This window comes from Paenibacillus azoreducens, from assembly GCF_021654775.1.
Lineage (GTDB): Bacteria > Bacillota > Bacilli > Paenibacillales > Paenibacillaceae > Paenibacillus_AQ > Paenibacillus_AQ azoreducens.
The window spans coordinates 4,032,359-4,056,158 of the sequence record NZ_AP025343.1 but is presented as its reverse complement, the minus strand read 5'-3'; the positions used below and the strand labels follow the sequence as shown (position 1 = coordinate 4,056,158).

Below are 23,800 nucleotides of genomic sequence, written 5' to 3'. Positions count from 1 at the left end.
GCGAATGATGTTGGACAAAGAAGAACGCGTTCTGATGACGGATTCCGATAGGGTCAAAAAACAAGCCGGAGAGATTCGGGATATGAAGCTTGCTAATGCCGTAAGGGCTGGGATTTCGAAGGGGAGGAAGCGTGAAATGAGGCGAATTTATTCATATGGGGCAGCAGCTATAGCGGCTGCGGCAGCCGCGGTGTTCATTGTATTTTCTTTTACGGGATTTCCGGATGCGGGCGGGAATGAAAAAATGGTGCAAACGGCCAGTCCCAAAAGCGTTACCGATATTGAATTGTTCCGCCAGGCCGCTGCTAGAGACCAGGGGTTTGCGGCCGCGCTGGAGCAAGGTCTTGTGAAGCCCGTCAAACTTGGCGTGGAAAAAAACGGTTACCGCATCGACGTAGCGGGCGCCGTTGCGGATGGGCGAACTGCATATATTTTGTATAGTTTACAAAATCATACGAAAAGTGCTGCCATTCCTATTGAAAAATCGCTTGAATTCGGGGGTGTGAAAGCACCGTCTGAATGGGCAAAGTCGATTGCTACCCTAAATCGCTATAATGGTAATCACTATATTGGTAATGAAACCCCAGCGGGGGATACAGGCTACTATGTATACGCAACACATCTATTGCCGACCGCCAAGTACAATAAAGACGCGAAGCTCAGCATTAAAATATGGGACACCGCGACAGACAAAAACCAAGAGGAGTTTGATGTTACCTTTGATTTTGACACCAACATGCTGAAAGATAAGGAAAGAGCCTATTATCCGGACCGAACGCTAACGATCGCAGGGCAAAATATCAAGGTGCGCCAACTGCTTTATACACCGCTTCAAACTTATGTCGATCTGGAATACGATCCGGCAAATGAGAAGCAGGTTTTTAACTTGATCAATCCGGTTCTGATCGGGAAAAGCGGAGATCAAAGCGAAAAGATCTATTATCCAACGGAGATTTTAAAGGATAAATCCCAAACGACGCTGCTTTACAAGCGCAGCCGGCTTGAGCAGCCGGACAAGGCTTCGTTAAAGGTTTTTGGCATTTCCGCCGTGAACAAGGATCAATTAAAACTGGTGATTGATTTGCAGAAAAAAGAGATTGTAGAAGCGCCGGATGATCTACTGCGCATCATTGCGCCTGAGCCTGGTGAAAAATCGGGGGCGGGAGAAATTTTTCTGGAGCGCAAGCTTGAACATGTGCAGGCCGCGGAAAGCTTCGACATGTCGCTGGATGACAGCTTCACGGATGCCAACGGAGAGACACATAAAAGGTTACCGTCGGAAAACGTAAGTCATGGCGGATTAACTAGATCAAAGGATACCTTCAAAGACGAAAAAACTTATAATTTCGGCAAGGATGCGCTTGATTATCCGCAGCCCCTTACCATCAGGTTGGAAAAATACTGGATTCCGGTGATGGATACGCAAAGCGTCGAGTTAATTGCGAAACAATAGGCGTCGTCTGGGCAGATGTAGATAGATAAATGGCTGTAAAGGGATGTAGATAAACAGATGTAAAGGTTAGGACGCACGGATGAAATAAGGGTTCGGCTAGGTGGATGACAAGGGTTCATCATCCACATGGCATAACAGAAGCCCCCATCCAAATCACTTCTATGATGTGGTTTGGATGGGGGTTTTAAGTGTTAGTGCAAAGTAGAAGCATGAGCAATCGAAAACCACCTTCTATGAGGTTTGGTTTCATTATTTTTTCTGTGGAAGTATGCTCATCAAAGGTAACGCTAACGAAACTGTGACACGCTATAATCGCAAAAACGAGGCCAAATCAAATCTAACGAAACTACATATCGTTATTAGGCCGAAATATGGCTCAATCACGGTTATTTTGGCTAAATAGCGATACCCAGTTTCGTCCCTCGTATTTAAGGTGTTTTCTCATGAATACTCACTTATTCGCAGAATTCCTTCGCCTTGTAAAACAGAACGAGAGCCGGAATGAAGAAGTAGACACCGCTTTTTTCGACAAACGGGCGTGCAAGAACAGAAGCTACGCTTATACGCACTTCGTGGGTGCTGGTATACTGCACGCTCCACTTGGCCCTTGGAGGTTCACCCTCCCATGTCTCAACGGATCATTGTCCTTCCATTCCTTCGTCATACCTACCCAAGGCGTGGAGACCGATAGCGTTTAGGTGACGGGTCTATGCCCTTGCGAAACTGGCACTCGGTTCTCTGTGCATATTAGAGATCCTGCGAATAAGACAATATTCGTAATACGACGGGGCGACAGGTGCTACGGGATCGATAGGAATCCTCGGGGTTAGGCGGCCTGCTTCACACCGATCTCAGGGCGATACGTTTCTCCACGCTGGACCATCCCGATGACGATCCGGGCCAGCTTGCCGATTAATTTGAATAACGAAGCCATCTTCTTCATGCCCTTGTTCAAGTTGTGTTCATGCCACCGTTTGAAGTCCGGGTTTTCACGCACCAAGGTGAGCATAGCCAAAAAGAAATATTTGCGCAGCGCACTGTCTCCGCGTTTGGAGAGCTTGATCTGACCTTTGTACTTGCCGGAGGTTCGTTCAGCCAGATTGAGCCCGGCGCGGCGCAAGAGCTGCCGTCCATGGGCATAGTGACCAAGATCGCCGGCGAATCCCAGCAAGGCTGCGATCGTGGTCGGGCCCATCCCGGGGATGCTCTGCAACTGTTTGGCCATGGGGATCTTCCCTAGCAGCGCTTCGACTTCTTCCTTCATCTCTTGCAGGTGGCTTGTAATCTGGTCGTACGCCGTCAGCAGGCGCTGCAGATCTCGCCTTGCCTGCTCCAATCCCTCGGTACGGCCAATGCTGCGTTTGGCCGCCTGGATGAGTTGGACCGCCTTCGCTTTCCCGGTAACTCCACCCGGGCGTCTCATGCCTTGTTCGTGCCAGCGCTGGATGACTTCATCGGCGTTCAGGTCCTGCAACTCGCACGGTAAAGGAAAAGCCCGCAGGGAAGCCAACGAGCGCTCGGCCTTCCAGTCTTTAAAAACAAGCTGGAACTCCGGAAAGTACATGTCGATCCAGCGGACGATGCGATTACCCAAACTGATAGCATATTTCACCCAGAATTCCCGATCGCTCATCAGCGTCTTGAGTTGCTCCAATTGGCCTGCTTGCGGGGTAAACTCGGTATAGAAGCCGCGGCTGACCGCATCGGCAATGGTTAGGGCATCCTTGGCATCGTTTTTGGACGGGCTATTGTCACGGTTCTCCTTGTTGCGATGCGTCACGACTGGGTTCACCAGGACGACCTCGATTCCTTGTTTCCGCAGCCAATGGGCTAGATTAAACCAGTAGTGTCCGGTCGGCTCGAGGCCGACGATAACCGATGTCAATCCCTGCTTCTTCTGTACTTCTTGGGTAAAGCGCATCAGCCTCTCAAAGCCTTCGAGCGTATTTGCAAAGGTCAGATGCCGACGCGTGAGTACGATACCGCGGAAGTTGGTCACTTGAGCGACGTGCTTCTCTTTGGCGATGTCGATCCCCACGATAGCGTGCTGGGTGGTAATTCGTTCAATCCGTTGATTTGTAACTTCAATTCGAGTAAACTTCATAGTAGGCGCCTCCTGATAGGTTTTTAGGGCATTTGACCCGTCTCACCCCTATCATACGAGGCGCTCCTTTTTTTTTCAAAGACCATTTTCTTAGCCTACACAGGAATGTTTAGAATCCTCCGTGAACTAACAGGCGGCGCAAACAATTTCTACGCCTTATCCTTGCGAAACCTCTGGCAGCTGTTCTTTGCTGCCGAGTACTCCTTTTTTCAGAAACCAGCAGATGAAGAATGCGGCAACAATAAATCCGCAAGCAATCAGGAATATATTGTGGAATGCGTCCACAAAGACCGTCTGTACCTTTAGCAGAAGCTCCGGCGCCAGGCCTTTCGGAATGCCGCCCGTGGCCATATGCTCGGCGCTTCCTGCAGGCAGCAGGTCAGCGACAGACGACACGCCATCTTTCACATGTTTGGCCAGCATGCTGCCGAAAATGCTCAGTCCGATGGTTGTCCCAAGGGATTGAACCAGGCCCACCGTACTGATCGCTATTCCGCTGTTGTCCTTGGAGACGGATTCCTGAATGATCAGGTTGTCCCCGCCAAACAACACGCCTAGCCCCAAACCGAGAATGAAAAACGCAGCAACGATATAGACGACGGATACATGGACGCTGAGCTGAGTCAGCATGATGATCCCGATCACCGGCAGGATGAAGCAGATGATAAACAGATTGCGGTACGGCACTTTGGTAATCAGAAAACCGTTAACGATGCTTGACGGAATGGCTCCCGCCATAAAAGCAAGCATTAGATAACCCGATTCTGTCGGAGTTAAGCCCATCACGTTCTGGGCAAAAAACGGGAATGTCGCAATGCCGCCCATCAGTCCGAGCATCAGAATAAATACGATCAGCGACATCACGGCCACATTCCGGTTCCGGAACAAATGCAGCGGAATGATCGGTTCTTTCACGCGCGTTTCAATCCAGATGAACAGCCCAAGCAGCAGAACACCTAGAATCAGCATGCCAACGATCAGCGGGGAAGACCAAGCCAACCCTTGATTATCCACCATGACGGGCGACATCAGCAGCGACAGCAAACTCAGAGTCAGGACGGAAGAACCAAGCCAATCAATGGATTTTTTCTCATCGCTGCGGGATTCACGCATCCCAATGCCAAGCACGAGAGCGGCAATCAAACCGACAGGTATGTTAATCAGGAATACCCAATGCCAGTTGACATGGCCGACCAGATAACCGCCCACCGTAGGCCCAAGCAGCTGCGGCAGGATCATCATCGGTCCAAACAAGCTTTGGATTTTGGCCCTCTGTTCAAGCGGGTAAGCATCGCCTATGATAACCATGGCAAGCGGCATAAGCCCGCCAGCCCCAATCCCCTGAATGCCTCTACCGATAAGCAGCACGGTCATCGATGGTGCAAGCCCGCAGATGATCGACCCCGTGATAAAAAGCCCCATACAAGTTAAATAAATGATCTTACGGCCGTATATATCGGCCAGCTTCCCAAGGATCGGCATGAAGATGGTTGCCGCCAGCATATAAACGCCGGCCACCCATCCGTATAAAGCGAGCCCATGCAAGTCCCGGATGATGGTCGGCATCGCCGTTGACACAACCGTTTCATCCAATTCGGCAAAGATGAGGCCGATGATGAGACCTGTTAGAATTAGTTTATTGTGTTTCGATTTCACTCCAAATTCCCTCATTTCTTTCTAGTCTTTAGTGGAATGAAACCAAGATTACATGATGTTTATGAACTCAATATGAACTGGTTTGATTTATCGTTTCTCCCTAAATTCCGGCTAGCCGCTTATGATAAAATACATGTGTATTATACTGGGGTTGATCTCATTCCTGGAGGGGAAAATGGACAAAATCCAATACTTATCGCAGTTTAACTTGCTGCATGCATTATCTGAGGAAGATTTAATCGTAATGGATGAACTCACCTCAATAACGACATATCCGAAAAAGACGTTTATTCAAACCCCGGAATCTTTTCGTGAAAAGTTGTACTTCGTCAAAAAAGGGAAGGTCCGTCTATACCGAATCAATCCCGAAGGGAAGCAATTTACGCTTGATCTATTGAGCGAAGGCAATGTTTTTGGGGAACTAAACGGCATCTCGCTAGGAACCCGGAACGTATTTATCGAAACAATTGTAGAATCCGATATCTGCATGATCGATCAAAAACGATTCGAAAATTTCCTGGTCGAACATCCGCGTTTTATGTTGAATATGCTTAAAGTTTTAAGCGAACGTTTGGCGCATATGAGCAGTCTCGCTCAAAATCTGGCGCTCGGGCGGCTTCATGATAAAATCATGCATGTATTTCAAAAGCTTTCCCGCCAATTTGGCGTCCAGCGTGACCAACTCGATGGCGATTACTATAAGATCGATATCCCATTATCCCATCAAGAGATCGCCCACCTTGTTGGTGCATCAAGGGAAGCCGTCACGCTTGCATTACAGGAACTTGCGGAAGCGAAAGCGATCAAGACTGATTTCCGAACGATTTATATACACTGCGAGCAATTGAACATGGAGCATCAATAAGTTGTTATTCACATTACATCTTTTTATATGGAAAGCGGGTATTCTTTGGAAAAGAAATAGGCTTGGCAGCAGGCCAGGCTGCAGTGCCGTTAATATACCAATGCAGAAGGCAGGTGCATCACCATCGATAAAAATCAATCGCTTCCCGACTCATGTGCATACATAGGCAGAAAAGGAGCGAAAAAGGTTAGCGACATTCCTGAAGAATTACTTCAATTACTGCAGCAAGGACGGCTCGAAACGGTAAACCTGACTGAATGGCTGGCAATCGACCATATCACCCTGCTGCTCCATGTCCTGAACGAGCTCGGGCTACAACAGCATTCAGAGACCATGTTAGCCGAATTGGAGAATATTCCCGCGAAGATCATGAAAACCATCCCGGCGATTGCGAGTGAATGGCTTCGACTGCTGTACCAAATGCCAGAGCCCAAACGAACCGAGATTATGGACGTGCTCTCTACTCATCGTTCGGATAGCGTCAGATGCTGGGCTGCCTACATTGTAGGTTTGGATCAACTTACATTAGATCAGAAATTGCAAAGAATCCGTTTTTTTGCTGCCGATGAACATTTTGGCGTGCGTGAAATCGGATGGATGGCTGTCAGGGAATCCGTTGCGAAAGAGATCAAGGAGTCCATTCGAATACTATCCGATTGGGCCCGTGACGATAACGCCAATATTCGAAGATTCGCCATTGAAGTGACGCGCCCGCAAGGAGTGTGGGCCAAACATATCGCAGCACTGAAAGAAAATCCGGAGATGGCGCTGCCGCTGCTTGAGATAGTCAAATCCGATCCGTCGAAATACGTTCAGGATTCGGTTGGAAACTGGTTGAACGATGCCGGGAAATCGCAGCCAGAATGGGTTCTCCAAGTTTGCCGGACATGGGAGGAAGAATCCCGAACGAAAGAAACCATGCGCATCCTGAAACGCGCACAGCGTAGTTTGACCAATAAGTGACTGCCTAACAAGCCGCGTTGGATCATCCAATGCGGCTTGTTCAGCATATCAAAGATAAACTTCCGGGGTCCCCGCAAAGTAATCGGAATAAGCTTCAAAGGCTACACGTCACTTTGTGGGGTTATTTCAATAGCTGTATATCTTGTTTTATTCTTCCGGAATGTTCACAATAATGTAGTTTTGATTCACTCTTGCCTGCGGCAGGGATGCATCTTTGAAAATGGCGTTTTCCCAATTGTCCTTCTGAATCAGGCTGTATCCGGTTGAGCCGGCTTGTGGCATATAGCGGAAAGAGGCGAATTCCGTACTATCGAATGAAGGAAGCACTCCTGTTTCGTTGATGAGGTTTCTTTTAATAAAATAAGGATTATTTTCGGTGCTTGTCTCATCTCCGATCAAGGCCTGCCATTTCAGGAAAGCGATGTTTTTCGAAACCTGGTAATAACCGATGGAGTTATTGTTCACCTCAATAAAACGATCATAGGCTCCTTTGGGAAAATAATATTGCATGCTTGCCGCTTCCCAAGACGGCTCAAGACTTTTTGTCAGTTGGGATACACGTGGCAGATTAATGGCTGCGCTTCTGGCGATGCTGAGCGATCCGCTTTGAACATCCGAAATGAGCTTAGGGCTTGCCTTTGCAATAAAGACGGTGTGCGTGGAAGTATTCCAAAACACCGAGCTGTCAAACGCTTCCGAAACAAAACGCAGCGGAACCATGGTTCTTCCGTTATGGATAAATGGCGCAGCGCCCAGTTTGATGGTCTCGCCGTTCTTGTGAGCCGTCACTTGATTGATGGTCAGCAATAAATTGGTATTACCATCTTTGATAAATATTTGCTTTGAGGCATTTTTCCACGTTATGGTCAGGTTACCGAGTCTTTTGGCTTCGGTAAGGCTAAAGTACACCTGATTGTTTTGGGATATTACATCCGCCGCAGCTAATGGGAAGTTGTTGATGACGACTTTGGGTTCCGGACCGGTCTCGGCCGAGGCGATGTTGATTGCCGGGAACAACCAAATAACGGCACATAAGCAAAATAATATGGCTTGTGAGCTTTTTTTCATCTTTGCACCTCCTGTGTTATATAACGCTATAAAGCTAGTAAAGTTGGATAAAAGGAGATTGTCAACAATTCATGACTGATTTCATAAGTACGTTGAACGCAAAGCATGAAAAAATATATTTACCTCCGGGTGATTTTTTATTATTATAATCATTAATATCAAATGCGATGAAGAGAAGAGTAGGTAAATGCGTTCTTTTCCAGAGAGCTCCCCTACGCTGAAAAGGAGCAAAGAATGTTTTATCGAAAAAAGACTCTGAGCAGCACATCGGAACCGATTTATAAAGGGGATGATGTGCCAGGAGCTCCTGTTACAGAGCTAAAGTATATGCTATCTGAATGCTGTACTTGAAGAGGCTGGTATGGCGACATATTGGCGAATCCGGGGTGGTACCACGAGAATGCAGATCTCGTCCCTGAGGCTACGGTCTTGGGGGTGGGATTTTTTTATATGATCAAAAATGTGCGTTATAATTGAATTTAGGTACACCCATTTCTAATGGTTTGAATAGTTATCTACAGAGAAGGTTTTGGCCATTGGCCCGTATGGGCGGATGCAAACAAAATGAGATGCCATCAACGAAAGGATTGGAGCTAACATGTCAGAAAAGCTTAAAGCGGGTATTATCGGAGGAACAGGCATGGTTGGGCAGCGCTTCGTGCAGCTGTTGGATGAACATCCATGGTTTGAAGTGGTAAGCATTGCGGCCAGCAGCAAATCGGCAGGCAAAACTTATGAAGAATCCGTCCAAAATAGATGGAAAATGTCTGGCCCGATTCCGGAGAAAGTTAAAAATATTATCGTTCAGGATGCCGCGAAGGTAGAGGAAGTTGCGGCTGACGTCGATTTCGTATTTTGCGCCGTGGATATGAAAAAAGATGAGATCCGGGCCTTGGAAGAAGCTTATGCCAAAACGGGCACGCCTGTTATTTCCAACAATTCGGCTCATCGCTGGACGCCTGACGTTCCGATGGTCATTCCGGAAATCAATCCGGAGCATATTGAAGTCATCGCCGCACAAAGAAAACGTCTCGGAACCAAAACCGGTTTTATCGCCGTGAAGCCGAACTGCTCCATCCAAAGCTACGTGCCTGCGCTGAATGCACTGCTTGATTTCAAGCCGACGCAAGTAGTTGCATCCACTTATCAAGCCATTTCGGGAGCAGGCAAAAACTTCACCGATTGGCCTGAAATGCTGGATAATGTCATCCCGTATATCGGCGGGGAGGAAGAGAAAAGCGAACAGGAGCCGCTGCGCATTTGGGGCCATGTTTCAGGCGGGGAAATCGTCAAAGCCAGCTCGCCGCTGATTACGACTCAATGCATTCGCGTCCCTGTTACGGATGGTCATTTGGCTACCGTTTTCGTATCGTTCGAAAATAAACCTTCGAAAGAAGAAATCATTGAGCGTTGGCGCCAATTTGCGGGCCGTCCGCAGGAATTGGGTCTGCCAAGCGCACCGAAGCAGTTTATTACGTATTTTGAAGAAGAAAACAGACCGCAAACCAAACTGGATCGCGACATTGAGCGCGGCATGGGGGTTTCGGTAGGCAGACTGCGCGAGGATTCATTATACGATTATAAATTCGTGGGATTGTCCCATAACACATTGCGCGGGGCAGCAGGCGGAGCCGTTCTGATCGCTGAACTGCTTAAAGCGGAAGGTTATATTGTGGCGAAATAAGGATTGGATGAAGAAAACTTAGGGCATTGGGAAGAGCAATTTGCAAAATGCATACGTTTGATTTGCCGGCCGTAGATGAATGTATTTCATTTGCGGCCTTTTTCATGGCGCTTTCAATTCATGTACAGAGCGAAGTGATCGAGTTGGAAGAGGGTGCTGCGTTTCATTCCAAGTAAAATAAATGAGAAAACCGCCAAATTTCTGGCGGTCTTCTTGCTTTTTCAAACGTAGCTTTCGCTATAAACGATAGATGATCTGTCTATTCATAATATCCTTCAGTCGATTTTCTCAAATGGCTGAATTGATCCGCATCATGCCCGAACCACACTTGGGAATTCGTGCGGGTTGCCAAAGCCCGGATTTTCTCAACCGCGTTCCGGTAGCCGATCGTATCATAAATAATGCCGGGAGGCTTAACTGGAGGACCGTAACTCTCCGCCGTATAAATGGCATCGGAAGCGAGGATGATCCCGCCCGTTTCCGGCATTTCAATATGGAGGCCTAACATTCCCCAGGCATGGCCGCTTCCAAAATTCAAGATTTTGATGCCATCCACCAGATCCAGATTATCTTCGCCAGGTTTGACCGTTTTCCACTGCAGCCGATTTTTGATCCATGCATCGATGTCTGCCCAAACGTAGGCGCCTTCTTTTTCATTACGGGCGTAGGATTGCAGCGTTCCGTTAAATTCATCCTCATGGACGATAATGGTCGCGTTTGTGAACATTTCGAGGCATCCTGCATGGTCCAGATGCAAGTGGGAGGCAACGACGTATTTAATATCCTCAGGCCTTACATGCAGCTGTTCAAGCCGATTATGCAAGTAGCATTCTTCGCTTGCTACCCAAGGAGACGACAGTTGAGTCGATTGGGCCCAGCGTCCTTGGTCGCCCATGGAATTTGGATTGCAGGCTGTATCAAACAAGATTTTTCCTTCAGGATGATCGATCAATACCGTATAGATCGGAAATTCCACGAATTGCGTCGGGACGTTCGGATTATTTATTGTAGCCGGATTATGCATGGCGATGATCCAGTTTTTATCCATGCTCATTCGGCCGTTATCCAATACATACAATTTGGGACGCGTTTTAATTATACTCGTCATGTTTCATTACCTTCCCATCGATTAAATCTAGTACACGATAACCCTTATCGGGTGCGTGTCTTCCCGCTCTTGGAACGTCCGGATCGCCCCTCGGCGGTGCCTTTGCCATGGCAGATCTTGCGCAAGCTGCTGCTATGCTGGTATAGACATACCTTAATACAAAAATTAGAATGATATAAGTAGGCACTTTAAGGTGTCCTGGATACTCTAAGGCGCACGGGAGGGAAACAATTGCCATCTTCATCGAAAGCAAGAAAACCCGATATTTCGTTATCCAATTGCGGTTATAGCAAAGTTCTTGACATTATCTCCAATAAGTGGACCGCACTTGTTATTTATGCCATGGAAAACGGGAAAATCCGATATGGAGAAGTACTCCGGAGGGTCGAGGGGATTTCCAAAAAAATGCTGACCCAGACGGTACGCAAGCTGGAGCGCGATGGGCTGGTTCAACGACACATAACCCCAACAGTTCCTCCAAGCGTCGAATATTCGCTAACCCCACTCGGGGAAACGCTGCTTCAGCCGATGAAAGAGCTAAGGCAGTGGGGAAGAGTGAATTATGATCAAGTTGTAGAGTCGCGGGCCAGCTATGACTCTGCTTATGCCACTGATTCCCGCGGGGCTGACAGCATGAACGAAATATAGATCGAGAATAAGGTGGATTTTACTACAGATGAAAAATCGCGTCCTTCAAATCGTAATAGTGGTTATCATTGTGCTGCTCGGTCTTTTTGCCATGAACAGATCCGTGATACGCTTGTCAACGCTCATAGGTATATTGTGGCCGCTATCCCTTATAGGCATTGGTTTCATCATTTTTATGGAGAACCGTTCGCCGCAAAGCACATTGGCATGGTTTTTAATATTAGCGTTTCTGCCGGCGATCGGGGTTCTGTTGTATCTGCTTTTTGGAAGAAGCCGCTGGAGACGAAAAAAGCATTTGCACCGGGCGGAAGAACAGAGGAAGTTATTCCGGGAGATTTTGGCGGGAAGGCGTTTGAATTTGGCTCCATCATCTTTATTAAGCGAGAAGTCGGACTATTTAACCAAGGTTATCCAAAGATTCGGCGGCGGTCCGGTTGCAACGGATACAAAAACCGAGCTCTTGACCAACGGCGACAAGACCTTTTCAGAAATTTTGCAAGCCATTGAAAATGCCACGCATCATATCCATATCCAATATTATATCTATCGTTCAGACCAGATCGGTACAGCTATTCGGGACGCATTGATACAAAAAGCGGAATCTGGCGTGATCGTGCGTTTTCTCTTTGACGGCCTCGGAAGCAATAAACTGCGCAAACGTTTCTTGCAGCCGATGAAAGACGCCGGAATCGAAGTAGTCGAGTTTGATCCCATTTTTTCGCCTTGGCTTCTCGAAACGGTTAATTACCGTAACCACCGCAAAATCGTCATTGTTGATGGTGTGATTGGTTTTACAGGCGGCCTTAACGTTGGCGATGAATATCTCGGCCGTTCCAAAAAATTTCCTGTATGGCGCGACAGTCACTTGAAAATCGAAGGGAAAGCACTCTATAAACTGCAGGCTATTTTTCTGGAAGACTGGCTTTATGCGACAAGCGGCAATAGCAATTATTCCTGGGATGGTTATATGAACAGATCCTATTTTCCGGATCATGGGGTACAAACAGAAGGTGCCGTTCAGATCGTGGCCAGCGGCCCAAGCTCGGATGATACGAGCATCCGCAATGCCCTGTTAGCCGTTATGACATCTGCGAAAAAGTCTCTCTGGATCGCGACGCCATATTTTATACCGGATCAGGAAACATTAACTTTGCTGCGGTTATCTGCAGCGGCCGGAATCGATGTCCGTATTTTATATCCGGGAAAAAGCGACAGCGTGATCAGCGACCAGGCTTCTCAATCCTATTTTACGCCGCTCCTCAAGGCAGGGGCCTCTATCTATCATTATAAGGATGGGTTTATGCATGCCAAAATCGTGCTGGTTGATGATGAAATCGCCACAATCGGCACAGCCAATATGGATATCCGCAGCTTTGAGCTGAACTACGAACTGGCGGCGGTACTGTATGAATCCGAAACGGTTTTGGATATTAAACGCGATTTTGAACAAGACTTCAACGACTCCGTACGCATCACATGGGACTCCTTCCAGAAACGAAGCATTCTCAAACGGATATTGGAATCCCTAATGCGGTTGATCTCACCGCTGTTATAAAAAATACACTGCAAAAAACGCTGTTCACCCAAAAGTTTGGGCGCCAGCGTTTTTGGTGTTTGGCATAGTGGATAGCTGCTAGCTATCTTTTCTCGATAGAAAAAGAGTGAAAACGTGTTTCGAAACCGCCATCCTGGGTGGGGCTGCAGCAATAAATGCCCACTTTAACGGGAGCAGCATCAAAATCTTCATGCAAATGGGCGATTCGGATCTGTTCCCATTCGTCAGGATTACGGAGTGTCTTGGCCAATACGGTATAATCGCCTTGCTTGCGTTCGATCCGGAATGCCAAAGGTTTCAAGACATGCGCGTTGTCGTAATTTTGCGTGGACCAATCCGAATAACCATGATTCGTAACGACCGCCCCCAAATGCGATGGTCCATCCGGTATGTATTCAAGCGATGTTTTAAGCCAACAGTTCTCCGACACAATAACAAACAATCCGGCCTGGTCATAGGTTGACCGGGGTGTCATACTAAGGGAAACTTCTGCTGCGAAGTCTGTTTCAGTCGTTTCATAAAAGACATGTCCGTTCATGACTTCGAAGCCGTAATGGGTCTTTAGCCAGAAATCCGTTTCGGATTGCGTCCGAACGAGCAGATCATCTTCCGCCACACTCCAATGCTGCGGTTCATTCATGATCGTTAATTTTTCGACAGAAGCAGGTATATAAGATGTTTTCGCCATAGGATAACAACCCCCAACTTATGATTTCGTTTGCAAAGATGTATGTGCAACGACTCAACATTACTACACTTTCAAAATCATGGCAATGAAGGGGTATAGGTGAATAGAAGACATTCACTTTTTAGATTGACTTTTTAATCAATAATCAATAAGATTGCCTTATACATAGCATTGACCACAAGGAGGATGTGCAATATGTCTCCCAGAGTTGACGAACAGAATCAACAGATTCGGGATCGACGCAAACAGCAATTGCTGGCAGCCGGAGCGAAAGTGTTTGGGGAACGAGGTTATGCGGGTACGAAAATCAGCGATATCGTAGGGGAGGCCGAGCTCAGCCACGGTTTGATTTATCATTATTTTTCTTCCAAAGAAGACATTTATATCGAGTTGGCGAAGACTGCTTTTATGACCTCCTATGAAACGATTCGGCGCGCTGTGCAGAGCAGCGGCAGTCCATATGAACGATTAAAAGCCATGACGGAAGGGATTTTTGCGACCCCAAGGGAAAGCGGTCATTTCTTTCTGATTGCGCTGCAGACCAATACATCCAAGACGGTACCGGAGGAAGCTTTAGCGATTTCGAGGGAATATTCGGCCAAAACTTTGGATTTGCTGAAAGATCTGTTTCAGGAAGGTCAGAAGCTTGGCGAATTCATTCAGGAAGATCCGATGGGGCAAGCATTGATGTATTCCTCGCTGCTGAACGGTGTAGTCTTTACCCGCTTGACGTATCCGTCGCTGGAACGATTTCCGCAAATCGGGCAAATTTTGAGAATGTTCACGGATACCCGTTTCGTAAAGGAGTGAAGCAATGGATACGAAGGTGTTATCTATATTTAAAAACGATGAGAATAAAGCTCGCTTTACAGCCGCTTATGACCAGGCGCTTACCGAATGGCCGGTTCCTTATGAATCCTGCTTTGTCACAACCAGTTTTGGCATGACTCATATCATCAAATCCGGGGATGTGTCGAAACCGCCTTTGCTGCTCATTCATGGCATGACCGCGACTTCGCTGATGTGGAGTCCCAATATCGCAGAGTGGTCTGCCTATTATTACGTGAACTGCATTGAGGTACCGGGGGATTTTGGCAAAAGCATGCTCTTGAAGCAGATGTCAAGCAACGAAGCAGCCGCAGAGTGGCTTCAGGAACTGGCTGCGGAGCTGCAGCTCAATGACTTTCATCTATTGGGACATTCAATGGGTGGTTTTTTGGCTTTGAATTTTGCGATGGCCTATCCGAAACGGTTACGTTCGCTTGGGCTGCTTGCACCCGCAAGTTCTTTTGCGCCGCTGTCCAGGATGTTTTATTTCCATATGATCCCGGCCGTCATGTTCCCGACCAAGTATATGATCGATCGCGCGTTTACTTGGTGCATGTCTCCGCATCATAACCTGAATCTGCTGCCTATGTCCTACAGAGCTTTGATTACGGCCAGTTACAAAAATTGCAAGCCGAAGCTTGGGCTGCTTCCGACTGTCTATTCGGATGAAGAACTGTCACAACTAAAGGTGCCTACCTTGTTCATCGTCGGGGAAGATGAGGTCATTTACCGTGAAGCTATCCCGGATGTTCTGGCAAAAGCAAGCCGTATTCCCGATATTACGACCGCAACGGTCCCTAGGGCAGGGCATTTTTTAAGTATCGAACAAAAAGAAGAAATTAACAGGCTTGTCCTTGATTTTTTGGCGAAACATCCGACTTCGCCCGGGCATACATAGAATCAACATGTCAGAAATGAAAGGATTTATTGATATGGAGAAATTATCGATCGGACGCATGGCTGAATTGAACCATACCTCTGTGCAGACGCTGCGTTATTATGCGAAGCTTGGGCTATTACAACCTGAATATGTCGATGAAAATACGGGATACCGCTATTATGGAATCAAGCAATGCGCGAGGCTGGACATGATTAATTATATGAAATATTTAGGCATGTCCTTGGACCGTATCAAAGATTGGTTCGACAAGGAGGACGTGGAATCGATCCCTGAAATGCTGCGTCAGCAAGCGGACCTCATTGAACGAAAAATGACGGAACTGGATCAGATGAAAAAGGCGGTCCAGGTCAGCATTAAAAATTACGATACTTACATGAATGCGCCGGAGGACGGGTTAATCACCTCGCAGCATATTCCCGCGCGTAAAATTTATTGCTACGACAGCAAAGTCAATATTTATGAAAATACGCTCGAAACGTATGAGTATATACTGCGGGAGCTGCGGTCCCAAGCAATCGTTAATCATTTGCCAATGGCTTATTTTTGCAATGTCGGTTCCATTATCCGTCAGAAGACGATGGAGCAGGGGCTGTTTGAATCGACAGAGGTTTTCCTGTTCGTAGACGACGATTTTGATATGCAGTCTGGCGTTGAGATCATCCCTGAGCATGACTATTTGTGCATATACTGCGACAGCTTCTTTCGCGAACGTGAGTATGCGCATAAATTATTCGATTACGTGCATGAGCATGGCTATGAAATCATCGGGGATTATATTTGCGAAGTAGTGGTGGAACTGCCGATTTTTCATCATGATGAACGCAACATGTTTATGAAACTGCAAGTACCGGTCAAAAAGGCTTGACTCTATAGTTACTATAGAGTTTATGATAAGGACATAGGAGCTCCCAAGATTCATCAAAGACATAGTATGTGAAATAAATAACAATCTAGGAGGTTGTCCACATGAATGAAAGAATTAGAGTGATTCAGTATGGCTGCGGTAAAATGGGTCAGGTTTTCCTGAAATATTTGCATGAAAAAGGCGCGGAAATCGTAGGGGCAATTGATATGAATCCGAGTGTTGTCGGCAAAGACGTAGGCGAAGTGGCAGGACTGGGCATGAAGTTGAACGTTCCCGTCCGTTCCGATGCCGAGCAAGTATTCAAGGAATGCGACGCGCACGTATGTATCATCTCGACCACCAGTTTGATGACGGATACGTACAGCGCTTTTGAATTGGCTGCCCGTCACGGCGTCAACGCAATCAGCACATGCGAAGAAGCATTTTATCCTTGGACGACCTCCCCGGCGCTGACAAATCGCTTGGACCGGCTAGCCAAAGACAATAACTGCACTTTGAGCGGTTCGGGGTATCAAGATGTATTCTGGGGCAATTTGATTACCGCACTGGCGGGAGCAACGCATCAAATTACGAGAATCGAAGGCAAATCCAGCTACAACGTCGAAGAGTATGGCATCGCGCTTGCGGAAGTTCATGGAGCGGGTCTGACGCTGAAGGAATTCGACGAAAAGATTGCCAGCAACAACGATCTTCCGTCCTTTATGAGAAACGCCAACGAATGGCTGTGTTCCCAGTTCGGCTGGACCATCAAATCGATGGATCAACAGCTGGTTCCGATGACGCATGAAAAGGATCTCGATTCGGCTACGCTTGGCAAAACGATTCCGGCCGGCGATGCTACAGGCATGTCCGCAGTGGTTACTACCGTTACCCATCAGGGACCGGTGATCGTCACGGAATGTATCGGTAAAGTATATGCCGAGGACGAAGTGGACCACAACGATTGGGTCATTAAAGGCGAACCTGAAACCGTCGTGAACATTACGCAGCCGGCAACAGTAGAGCTGACCTGCGCAACGGTCGTCAACCGCATTCCGGATTTGCTTCAGGCACCGGCAGGTTTTTACACTTCCGAGAAAATGCCTCCGGCGGCATACCGCACTTATCCGCTTCATTACTACGTTAAATAAAATGATAGATTCATTTTAAGGGGCTGTCCAATAAGTCCCCCAAATAAAAAGTTGGTCGGGAAAACGTCATGTTTTCCGTCCAACTTTTTTTGTTCTGTCGCTTTTGCAGGAAAGCAGCGGTGCGGATGCCCGCCACCTTCGGTAGATTGTGGGCCAAAGCCACAATCCCAAACTCGGCGTGGACCTTCTCTGGCCCTCGCAAGGAGAAACTCCGGAATGACTGTTGCCCTAGGAGGTTTTCTTGCAGCAGCTTTTCGATGCCACGGCAAAAGTAAACCATTTGCGGGTAAACGTAAAGGATCACTTTGAGCATCATTTTGGGACAGTATGAACTGCGGCCTCCGCCTACGCTTCCGATTCTAACGGACACCACGACCGCTAAATGGCTAAAAACAGCTATTTTAAAAATGTAACGGACACCACAGCGCTTAACTGCCCATAAACACCATCAAAAGCGAGTTTTTTCACTAAATAACTGCAGCTGTGTCCGTTAGAAATCACAATGGTCGAAATTGCCTACAATAGCGTCAGCTGTGTCCGTTAGAGTGTTGTGTGACTTCGCAATGCGTCGATGCAGAACAAGCTCTGCTCGTCACTTTTGGGTTACCCAACCGTTTCTAATTCGTCTGATCAGCAAACTACTAACCTACTTTGGGGACAGCCCGGTTTTCGCTATGTGTATTCATTTCTTCAGCATGTAAAAACACCATATATGTAAACTTATAACATTGACTCATTGGTTCGTATCGTATATAGTACCCCTGTGCTTCTACGCCAAAAAGCGAAAAAGCCAAAAAGCAAATATGAAGCATCATCTTATTTTCATTAGCGGATCGAGGATATATAGCTGCATCCGCAAAACAATGCATAAGGGAGTCTTTTTTCATCATGGAACGACAGCTTAGTTTTACCAAAAGTATCATTCTCATCGTTTTTATTCTGGCATTTTTGTTTCTATCCATCTTTCTATTAAAAGCACAGCCGCATCTCCCGTTGCTGGCAACGACCGTTGGTACGGCCGCTTTGCTGCGCATCTATGGATTTCCGTGGAAGAAGCTTGAATCAGCAATTATTCAAGGCATCCAAACGGCCATTATGCCGATTCTCATCCTTTCGCTTATCGGGATTCTGATCGCCGTATGGATGATGAGCGGAACGGTGCCGACGATTTTATATTACGGATTGGATTATATTGAACCGCATTATTTTGCAATCAGCGCGTTATATGTCACCATCGTTGTGTCGATGTTTACCGGCAGCTCGTTTACAACCGTCAGCACCGTTGGTGTCGCTTTTATGGGAATTGCCATGACGACGGGCGTTTCGCCGACCTTGGCAGCCGGAGCGATCGCATGCGGAGCTTGTTTTGGCGATAAAATGTCGCCTTTATCCGATACGACGAATTTTGCCCCTGCTGTGGCAGGCGTTTCCATTTACACTCATATCCGCAACATGATGTACACAACCGTGCCGGCGCTTGTCGCAACCACCGTCTTTTTCTTGTTTGCGCCCAAGGCCGATAACGTCGATCTAACTTCAATCGATCAGATCAAACTTGCTTTGCAAGGCGGCTTCCATATCCACTGGCTGACTTTGTTGTCGCCGTTTGCCGTTATTGCTTGTTCCTTCAAGCGGATTCCGATTCTGCCGACACTGATTACCGGAATCGTTACCGGACTCCTCGTGACCGCGCTTATTCAGCATCAGACGGCCGTCGACGTCTGGTTTAACGTGATGCAGAATGGTTACAAAAGCACGATTGCAAACGAAACGGTAGCTTCCATCGTTAACCGTGGCGGGTTGCAATCGATGATGTGGTCCGTATCCCTGATCCTCATTGCGTTATCACTGGGAGGTTTGCTGCAGCATTGCGGCGTTATCGAAGCTTTTTTCCGTAAACTCGTCGAGCCGTTGAAGCGGAGCAGCAGCATCGTCCTGATGACAGGCGCGTCATCGATCGCGGTCAACGCCATGACAGGCGAGCAGTATCTTTCAATCCTGCTGCCTGGCCAAATGTTTAAGGATGAATATGCCCGCAGAACTCTTCCGGCGAAGACATTATCACGGACGTTGGAAGACTGCGGCACGCTGGTGAACCCGCTGATTCCATGGGGCGTGAGCGGCGCCTTTTTTGCTGCGACCCTTGGGGTACCGGTTGTCGAATATATACCTTATGCAACCTTTTTGTGGCTAAGTCCGATATTTACGTTTGCCTATGCCCTGATTCCACGATTGCAGAGGAATTCGCTTGGCAGCGAAAAAGCGATAGCAAAATAACATATTGATTGCTGCGAAAAAGCCTTGTCATCTGGATTTTCAGGAGACAAGGCTTTTTTTGTTTCCTTGGGGCATGCATTGCGCATCCGGCTCACATTCAGGAAATCTTGCGCGAAGCATGAAAAACTCCCCGAATGCCCTAGGCAATCCGTTTAATAATGCGGGTATCATTCGTTCCGATTTTGCTTGCGAAACGTGCTTGGCGTTATGCCCGTTTCGCTTTTGAACGTATGGAAGAAATGCGAGAGATCGCCAAAACCGGCGGCGGAAGCAACCTCGGTCACAGGGAGTGGTGTATCTACAAGAAGCCTTTTGGCCTGATTGATACGATATATCGTTAGATAACGGTTTAAGGAGTAGCCGGTTGACTGCTTGAATTGTTCGTACATATGCGACCTCGAGACATTAAAGCGTTCATGCAAACGGCTGACCTCAATCGGGTCGGCATAATGAGCGGATAAATAACTTAAAATGCGCTCAGTTAAATGAAACGCGGTGTCCTCATGATCGTTCGCACTGGAAGTGGAATGCTGTTCTCTTGCCAGCATGACGAATAATTCGGCAAGCAGAGAAAGCATAGCTGTTTCGTAAAAATCCGGCCGTTCGGTAATCTCCCGGGCAAGCTGCTGCAGAATCCTTCTTGCTGCCAACATTTTCTCATCACTTAATTGCCAGAAGGGCTGCGGTTCGGCGAACACCATGTCAACGCAGCGCTTCATTCCCGGCAACGGGTCGAATGTCTGTACATAATGTTCATCCAGCGCAAGCACGACTCGGTGCAGAGGTTTCGTTCCGACAACAGATGGCCGATGCAGAACATACGGCTTGATAATGGCAACGGCGCCTGGAAGCAATGAGTACATGCGATCTGTGACCAGCAGCTTGCCATAACCCTCCATGCAAAAATAGAGCTCATAGCCCCGATGGGCATGCATCTTATTTTGGCCGATCATACCGCTGCGAAAAAAACAATGGACAGGAAAATGATCCAGAAAGCGATTTGTTTCGTCATCCATTCGATAGTCAGTAGGGATATAACTTGAGTCCATGATATGAAGTCTCCTGTTCCCAAAATAAGATGATAGACATGGTGAACCGGCATCGTGCGGCGCTTCAAATCTCACTTGCTGGGAGTAAGTAAATTTTATCATGTTTTATGCGAAAGCTCTCCCGAGTTTATGGAAAAATCCCCATAATTTCTGTACAAGAAACCAAGCCTGGCAGGATCAAATCCTTTACATTTAAATCAGGCGCCATTAATTGAAGCGCATTAGGTAGTTAATCTTGGTTAGGGAGTGGGCAAATGAGTATGAAAAATCAATTCAAGGAATTGGCGGAACGCGTATTTCACCGGATGATCGATGCCCCGGCAAGCGACTGGGGAATGGATATTGAAAAATGGGACTGGGTACCGGGGGTCGGAGTTATTTCAATCCTTGCCTACGGGCAATTGGCAGGCGATCCCAAAGCGATTGATTATTTGCGGCAGTGGACGGAGCGCAACAGGCATAAAAGCGATCAGGTAAAAGTCATCAATTCGATGGCGCCGTATGCGATCTTTCCGGCATTGTACCGGATCACCGGGGAACGATGGTATTTGGAATCCGCAACGAAGATCGGAGATTGGATGCTGTCGGAAGCGCCCCGCACCCGTGAAGGCGCCTTTGAGCATACCGTTACGGAGGAGGCCCAATTTTCCGAACAAGCATGGGCGGACACCTTATTTATGGCGGTCATCTTTTTGGCCAGACTTGCAAGGTTGACCGGAGACAGCAAATACGCCAAAGAAGCGGAATTCCAATTGCTCGTCCATTTGCGGCTGCTTCAGGATCCGGAGACGGGTGTGCTGTTTCACGGTTGGAATGGCGCCGAAGGGAATCATATGTCTGCCGCCCGTTGGGCACGCGCCAATGCATGGGTTCTCCTGGCTAGCCCCTGGATTGCCGAAGAAATCAATGATCTGACCCAACTGTCTGAGGAAATCTTAGAGCGCTATCAACAACTAGCAGCAGGCTTGAGGCAATACCAAAGAGAAAGCGGTTTATGGAATACTGTATTGGATCAACCCGAATTTGCCGAGGAAACGTCCGGCAGTGCGGGGATTGCGGCGGGATGGTTAGCCGGTATTCGAAAGGGCTGGTTGGATCATACGTATAAAGAAGCTGTTCGGAATACGCTGCAAGGCGTGAAGAAGTACATCGATCTGGAAGGAACAGTGCAAGGCGTTTCCGGAGGAACGCCTGTAATGCCGAATATTCCGGCCTATAATCAAATTCCGTGCTATCCGACGTTATATGGGCAGGGATTAGTGCTCATATTGTTGTCGCTTGCGCATGCCGGCCAGGCCGCTGAGTGATTACGGCTCAAAGCGGTCTTCCCTTTGAATACGCATAACAGTTAGAATGAACATATGTTCAAATGGTTGAATCGCAAATATATTCAAGAGCCGGAGGTTAAAACGTTGGAAAATGACGATCAAGTTTTTGCAAAATCAAGCCGTTTAATGTTAAGGAGATTTCGAATGGATGATACGCAGCCTTTTTATCTGTACCGTTCGAATCCGGAAGTCGCCAAGTTCCAGTCATGGGAGAATTACCAATACGACGAAGCGGAAGCGTTTGTAAAGGAACAGATCCAACATCAGCCGGATATTCCCGGAAGCTGGTTCCAGTTTGCGATCGCTTTAAACGAGACTGATCAACTCATAGGAGATTGTGCGCTTCATACGTTGGATGAACCACGCATCGTTGAAATCGGCTTTACACTTGCGCCAGAGTATCAGGGGCAGGGTTATGCGACTGAAGCTGTCCGCATGCTTCTGCATTATCTTTTTGATTCACTTTCAAAACATAAAATCATCGCCTTTACGGACGTCCGGAACCGCAAATCCGCTGCCGTGCTTGAACGTGTGGGTATGAGAAGGGAAGGGCATTTATTGCAAAACTATATGTCGAAAGGCCAATGGGTGGATGAATATCAATATGGGATTTTGAAGTCGGAATGGGCAAGAAAGGATGCTTTCAATGAAAGATGAAGACATTTACGGTATTTTAAACAGGTATGATCTTCATCAGCCTGTGTTAAATTTTCTGAGGCATAACGAGAATCGAACATACAGGGTGGATGACGCTGAAGGGAACTCTTATTTGCTGCGGATTCACCAGCCGGTCAAAGATGGGATGGCAGGGTTACAGCATACATACGACGGACTGCACGGGGAACTGCAAATGCTTGAACAATTGGCATCCCGAAGCGGTGTTACGGCTCAGCAGCCGCTGCGCAATCTTGATGGAGAGTTGATTACAGTCATCGAACAGAATGGAGTCCGTTTAAATTGCTCACTGTTGACGTGGCTGAAAGGAAGGGATCTGAACAAGGAAGACTTGATCGAACGTGAAGTGGTCAGAAAACTTGGTCATCAGCTTGGTGAGCTCCATTCATTTTTCCGCGAGTATCCACATGACGGTTTGGAGAAGCGACCTAGCCAAGGGATCCCCTATAACAATCAGATGGTCAAAATTATTCATAAGGGGCTGGAGCGGGGATTATTTACGTCTGCGGATGTTGCGATCATTGAACAAACGATTAGGCTGATTAACTCCCGGCTTGAGGAAAAAGGAAAAACGGCCGAAACATGGGGACTTATTCATGGCGATCTGGGTATGGGCAATGTGATCGTGACTGCTGAAGGAGAAATGAGCTTTATTGATTTTGGCTTTTTCGGTACAGGGTATTATTTATTGGATGCCGCTATGGGTGCGCAAATGATTCCTGCCGACCATCGGGACATCTTTCTTGAAGGATATTACGGGCACAGCGGCATGCATACAGACGACAGGGTATTGATTGAAGGTTTTATGCTGGTTGCGATCATCGGATATTATGCCTTTCAGATGGAGAATGAATCCGTGCATGCCTGGATGCGTGAACGGATGCCACGGCTATGCGCCAATTACTGCAATCCTTTTTTAGCGGGTAAAAGCATATTTTATATCGCTTAGTCGATC

20 protein-coding genes and 1 other annotated feature are annotated in these 23,800 nt (G+C 47.4%); of the genes, 14 read left to right on the top strand and 6 right to left on the bottom strand.

What is annotated here, in order from left to right:
• Nucleotides 1–4 precede the first annotated feature (4 nt).
• On the top strand, nt 5–1,453 hold the full coding sequence (locus L6442_RS17900; RefSeq protein WP_212976469.1) for a DUF4179 domain-containing protein: 1,449 nt from the start codon (nt 5–7) through the stop codon (nt 1,451–1,453).
• An 826-nt stretch (nt 1,454–2,279) separates the two neighbouring features.
• Here L6442_RS17900 and L6442_RS17895 read toward each other — a convergent pair.
• Together L6442_RS17895 and L6442_RS17890 are read right to left on the bottom strand one after the other, a co-directional pair.
• Complete coding sequence (locus L6442_RS17895; RefSeq protein WP_237099969.1) at nt 2,280–3,557, bottom strand: IS110 family RNA-guided transposase; 1,278 nt, start codon at nt 3,555–3,557, stop codon at nt 2,280–2,282.
• A gap of 156 nt (nt 3,558–3,713) precedes the next feature.
• Nucleotides 3,714–5,213: an MDR family MFS transporter gene (locus L6442_RS17890; protein WP_237099968.1), complete on the bottom strand. Its 1,500-nt coding sequence runs from the start codon at nt 5,211–5,213 to the stop codon at nt 3,714–3,716.
• A 175-nt stretch (nt 5,214–5,388) separates the two neighbouring features.
• On the opposite strand from L6442_RS17890, the gene L6442_RS17885 reads away from it, so the two are divergent.
• Both L6442_RS17885 and L6442_RS17880 read left to right on the top strand, forming a co-directional pair.
• Nucleotides 5,389–6,078: a Crp/Fnr family transcriptional regulator gene (locus L6442_RS17885; protein WP_212980609.1), complete on the top strand. Its 690-nt coding sequence runs from the start codon at nt 5,389–5,391 to the stop codon at nt 6,076–6,078.
• A gap of 123 nt (nt 6,079–6,201) precedes the next feature.
• Entirely contained in the window at nt 6,202–7,041 is an 840-nt protein-coding gene (locus L6442_RS17880; RefSeq protein ID WP_212980662.1) for a DNA alkylation repair protein, read from the top strand.
• 147 nt (nt 7,042–7,188) lie between these two features.
• Here the strand turns inward: L6442_RS17880 and L6442_RS17875 are convergent, their stop codons facing one another.
• Nucleotides 7,189–8,109 carry a copper amine oxidase N-terminal domain-containing protein gene (locus tag L6442_RS17875; protein WP_212980610.1) on the bottom strand — a complete coding sequence of 307 codons (921 nt, stop codon included), beginning with the start codon at nt 8,107–8,109 and terminating at the stop codon, nt 7,189–7,191.
• A 158-nt stretch (nt 8,110–8,267) separates the two neighbouring features.
• Nucleotides 8,268–8,529, top strand: a binding site (T-box leader).
• A gap of 178 nt (nt 8,530–8,707) precedes the next feature.
• Between L6442_RS17875 and asd the strand changes: the two genes are divergently transcribed.
• Nucleotides 8,708–9,793, top strand: coding sequence for an aspartate-semialdehyde dehydrogenase (asd, locus tag L6442_RS17870; RefSeq protein WP_212980611.1), 1,086 nt, complete (start codon nt 8,708–8,710; stop codon nt 9,791–9,793).
• A 259-nt stretch (nt 9,794–10,052) separates the two neighbouring features.
• Here the strand turns inward: asd and ahlS are convergent, their stop codons facing one another.
• Complete coding sequence (gene ahlS, locus L6442_RS17865) at nt 10,053–10,901, bottom strand: AhlS family quorum-quenching N-acyl homoserine lactonase (protein ID WP_212980612.1); 849 nt, start codon at nt 10,899–10,901, stop codon at nt 10,053–10,055.
• A gap of 231 nt (nt 10,902–11,132) precedes the next feature.
• Between ahlS and L6442_RS17860 the strand changes: the two genes are divergently transcribed.
• Nucleotides 11,133–11,549: a winged helix-turn-helix transcriptional regulator gene (locus tag L6442_RS17860; RefSeq protein ID WP_237099967.1), complete on the top strand. Its 417-nt coding sequence runs from the start codon at nt 11,133–11,135 to the stop codon at nt 11,547–11,549.
• A 28-nt stretch (nt 11,550–11,577) separates the two neighbouring features.
• Nucleotides 11,578–13,104 carry a cardiolipin synthase gene (locus L6442_RS17855; RefSeq protein ID WP_212980613.1) on the top strand — a complete coding sequence of 509 codons (1,527 nt, stop codon included), beginning with the start codon at nt 11,578–11,580 and terminating at the stop codon, nt 13,102–13,104.
• Between the two features lie 82 nt (nt 13,105–13,186).
• On the opposite strand, the gene L6442_RS17850 is transcribed toward L6442_RS17855, so the two are convergent.
• Complete coding sequence (locus L6442_RS17850) at nt 13,187–13,792, bottom strand: DUF1349 domain-containing protein (RefSeq protein WP_212980614.1); 606 nt, start codon at nt 13,790–13,792, stop codon at nt 13,187–13,189.
• Nucleotides 13,793–13,987: 195 nt separating this feature from the next.
• Between L6442_RS17850 and L6442_RS17845 the strand changes: the two genes are divergently transcribed.
• The 5 genes from L6442_RS17845 to nhaC all read left to right on the top strand — a co-directional run bounded on the left by L6442_RS17845 (nt 13,988) and on the right by nhaC (nt 19,793).
• Nucleotides 13,988–14,602: a TetR/AcrR family transcriptional regulator gene (locus L6442_RS17845; RefSeq protein WP_194231559.1), complete on the top strand. Its 615-nt coding sequence runs from the start codon at nt 13,988–13,990 to the stop codon at nt 14,600–14,602.
• 4 nt (nt 14,603–14,606) lie between these two features.
• On the top strand, nt 14,607–15,518 hold the full coding sequence (locus L6442_RS17840) for an alpha/beta fold hydrolase (RefSeq protein ID WP_212980615.1): 912 nt from the start codon (nt 14,607–14,609) through the stop codon (nt 15,516–15,518).
• A 34-nt stretch (nt 15,519–15,552) separates the two neighbouring features.
• Complete coding sequence (locus L6442_RS17835) at nt 15,553–16,386, top strand: MerR family transcriptional regulator (RefSeq protein ID WP_212980616.1); 834 nt, start codon at nt 15,553–15,555, stop codon at nt 16,384–16,386.
• A gap of 101 nt (nt 16,387–16,487) precedes the next feature.
• A complete protein-coding gene (locus L6442_RS17830) occupies nt 16,488–17,516 on the top strand; it encodes an NAD(P)H-dependent amine dehydrogenase family protein (protein ID WP_212980617.1) in 1,029 nt (342 codons plus the stop codon).
• An 888-nt stretch (nt 17,517–18,404) separates the two neighbouring features.
• Nucleotides 18,405–19,793, top strand: coding sequence for a Na+/H+ antiporter NhaC (nhaC, locus tag L6442_RS17825; protein WP_212980618.1), 1,389 nt, complete (start codon nt 18,405–18,407; stop codon nt 19,791–19,793).
• A gap of 167 nt (nt 19,794–19,960) precedes the next feature.
• Here nhaC and L6442_RS17820 read toward each other — a convergent pair whose 3' ends face one another.
• Nucleotides 19,961–20,842 carry an AraC family transcriptional regulator gene (locus L6442_RS17820; RefSeq protein ID WP_212980619.1) on the bottom strand — a complete coding sequence of 294 codons (882 nt, stop codon included), beginning with the start codon at nt 20,840–20,842 and terminating at the stop codon, nt 19,961–19,963.
• A gap of 254 nt (nt 20,843–21,096) precedes the next feature.
• On the opposite strand from L6442_RS17820, the gene L6442_RS17815 reads away from it, so the two are divergent.
• From L6442_RS17815 to L6442_RS17805, 3 genes are all read left to right on the top strand, one after another.
• Nucleotides 21,097–22,149: a glycoside hydrolase family 88/105 protein gene (locus L6442_RS17815; RefSeq protein WP_237099966.1), complete on the top strand. Its 1,053-nt coding sequence runs from the start codon at nt 21,097–21,099 to the stop codon at nt 22,147–22,149.
• A 105-nt stretch (nt 22,150–22,254) separates the two neighbouring features.
• On the top strand, nt 22,255–22,827 hold the full coding sequence (locus tag L6442_RS17810; protein ID WP_212980620.1) for a GNAT family N-acetyltransferase: 573 nt from the start codon (nt 22,255–22,257) through the stop codon (nt 22,825–22,827).
• Nucleotides 22,817–23,794, top strand: coding sequence for a phosphotransferase enzyme family protein (locus L6442_RS17805; RefSeq protein WP_212980621.1), 978 nt, complete (start codon nt 22,817–22,819; stop codon nt 23,792–23,794). Before L6442_RS17810 ends, L6442_RS17805 begins: the two co-directional genes overlap by 11 nt.
• Nucleotides 23,795–23,800: the final 6 nt, after the last annotated feature.

Coding starts and splice junctions, on each gene's coding strand:
- L6442_RS17900 (WP_212976469.1), top strand. CDS start 5: ATGATGTTGGACAAAGAAGAACGCGTTCTGATGACGGATTCCGATAGG.
- L6442_RS17895 (WP_237099969.1), bottom strand. CDS start 3,557: ATGAAGTTTACTCGAATTGAAGTTACAAATCAACGGATTGAACGAATT.
- L6442_RS17885 (WP_212980609.1), top strand. CDS start 5,389: ATGGACAAAATCCAATACTTATCGCAGTTTAACTTGCTGCATGCATTA.
- L6442_RS17875 (WP_212980610.1), bottom strand. CDS start 8,109: ATGAAAAAAAGCTCACAAGCCATATTATTTTGCTTATGTGCCGTTATT.
- asd (WP_212980611.1), top strand. CDS start 8,708: ATGTCAGAAAAGCTTAAAGCGGGTATTATCGGAGGAACAGGCATGGTT.
- ahlS (WP_212980612.1), bottom strand. CDS start 10,901: ATGACGAGTATAATTAAAACGCGTCCCAAATTGTATGTATTGGATAAC.
- L6442_RS17855 (WP_212980613.1), top strand. CDS start 11,578: ATGAAAAATCGCGTCCTTCAAATCGTAATAGTGGTTATCATTGTGCTG.
- L6442_RS17850 (WP_212980614.1), bottom strand. CDS start 13,792: ATGGCGAAAACATCTTATATACCTGCTTCTGTCGAAAAATTAACGATC.
- L6442_RS17845 (WP_194231559.1), top strand. CDS start 13,988: ATGTCTCCCAGAGTTGACGAACAGAATCAACAGATTCGGGATCGACGC.
- L6442_RS17840 (WP_212980615.1), top strand. CDS start 14,607: ATGGATACGAAGGTGTTATCTATATTTAAAAACGATGAGAATAAAGCT.
- L6442_RS17835 (WP_212980616.1), top strand. CDS start 15,553: ATGGAGAAATTATCGATCGGACGCATGGCTGAATTGAACCATACCTCT.
- L6442_RS17830 (WP_212980617.1), top strand. CDS start 16,488: ATGAATGAAAGAATTAGAGTGATTCAGTATGGCTGCGGTAAAATGGGT.
- nhaC (WP_212980618.1), top strand. CDS start 18,405: ATGGAACGACAGCTTAGTTTTACCAAAAGTATCATTCTCATCGTTTTT.
- L6442_RS17820 (WP_212980619.1), bottom strand. CDS start 20,842: ATGGACTCAAGTTATATCCCTACTGACTATCGAATGGATGACGAAACA.
- L6442_RS17815 (WP_237099966.1), top strand. CDS start 21,097: ATGAGTATGAAAAATCAATTCAAGGAATTGGCGGAACGCGTATTTCAC.
- L6442_RS17805 (WP_212980621.1), top strand. CDS start 22,817: ATGAAAGATGAAGACATTTACGGTATTTTAAACAGGTATGATCTTCAT.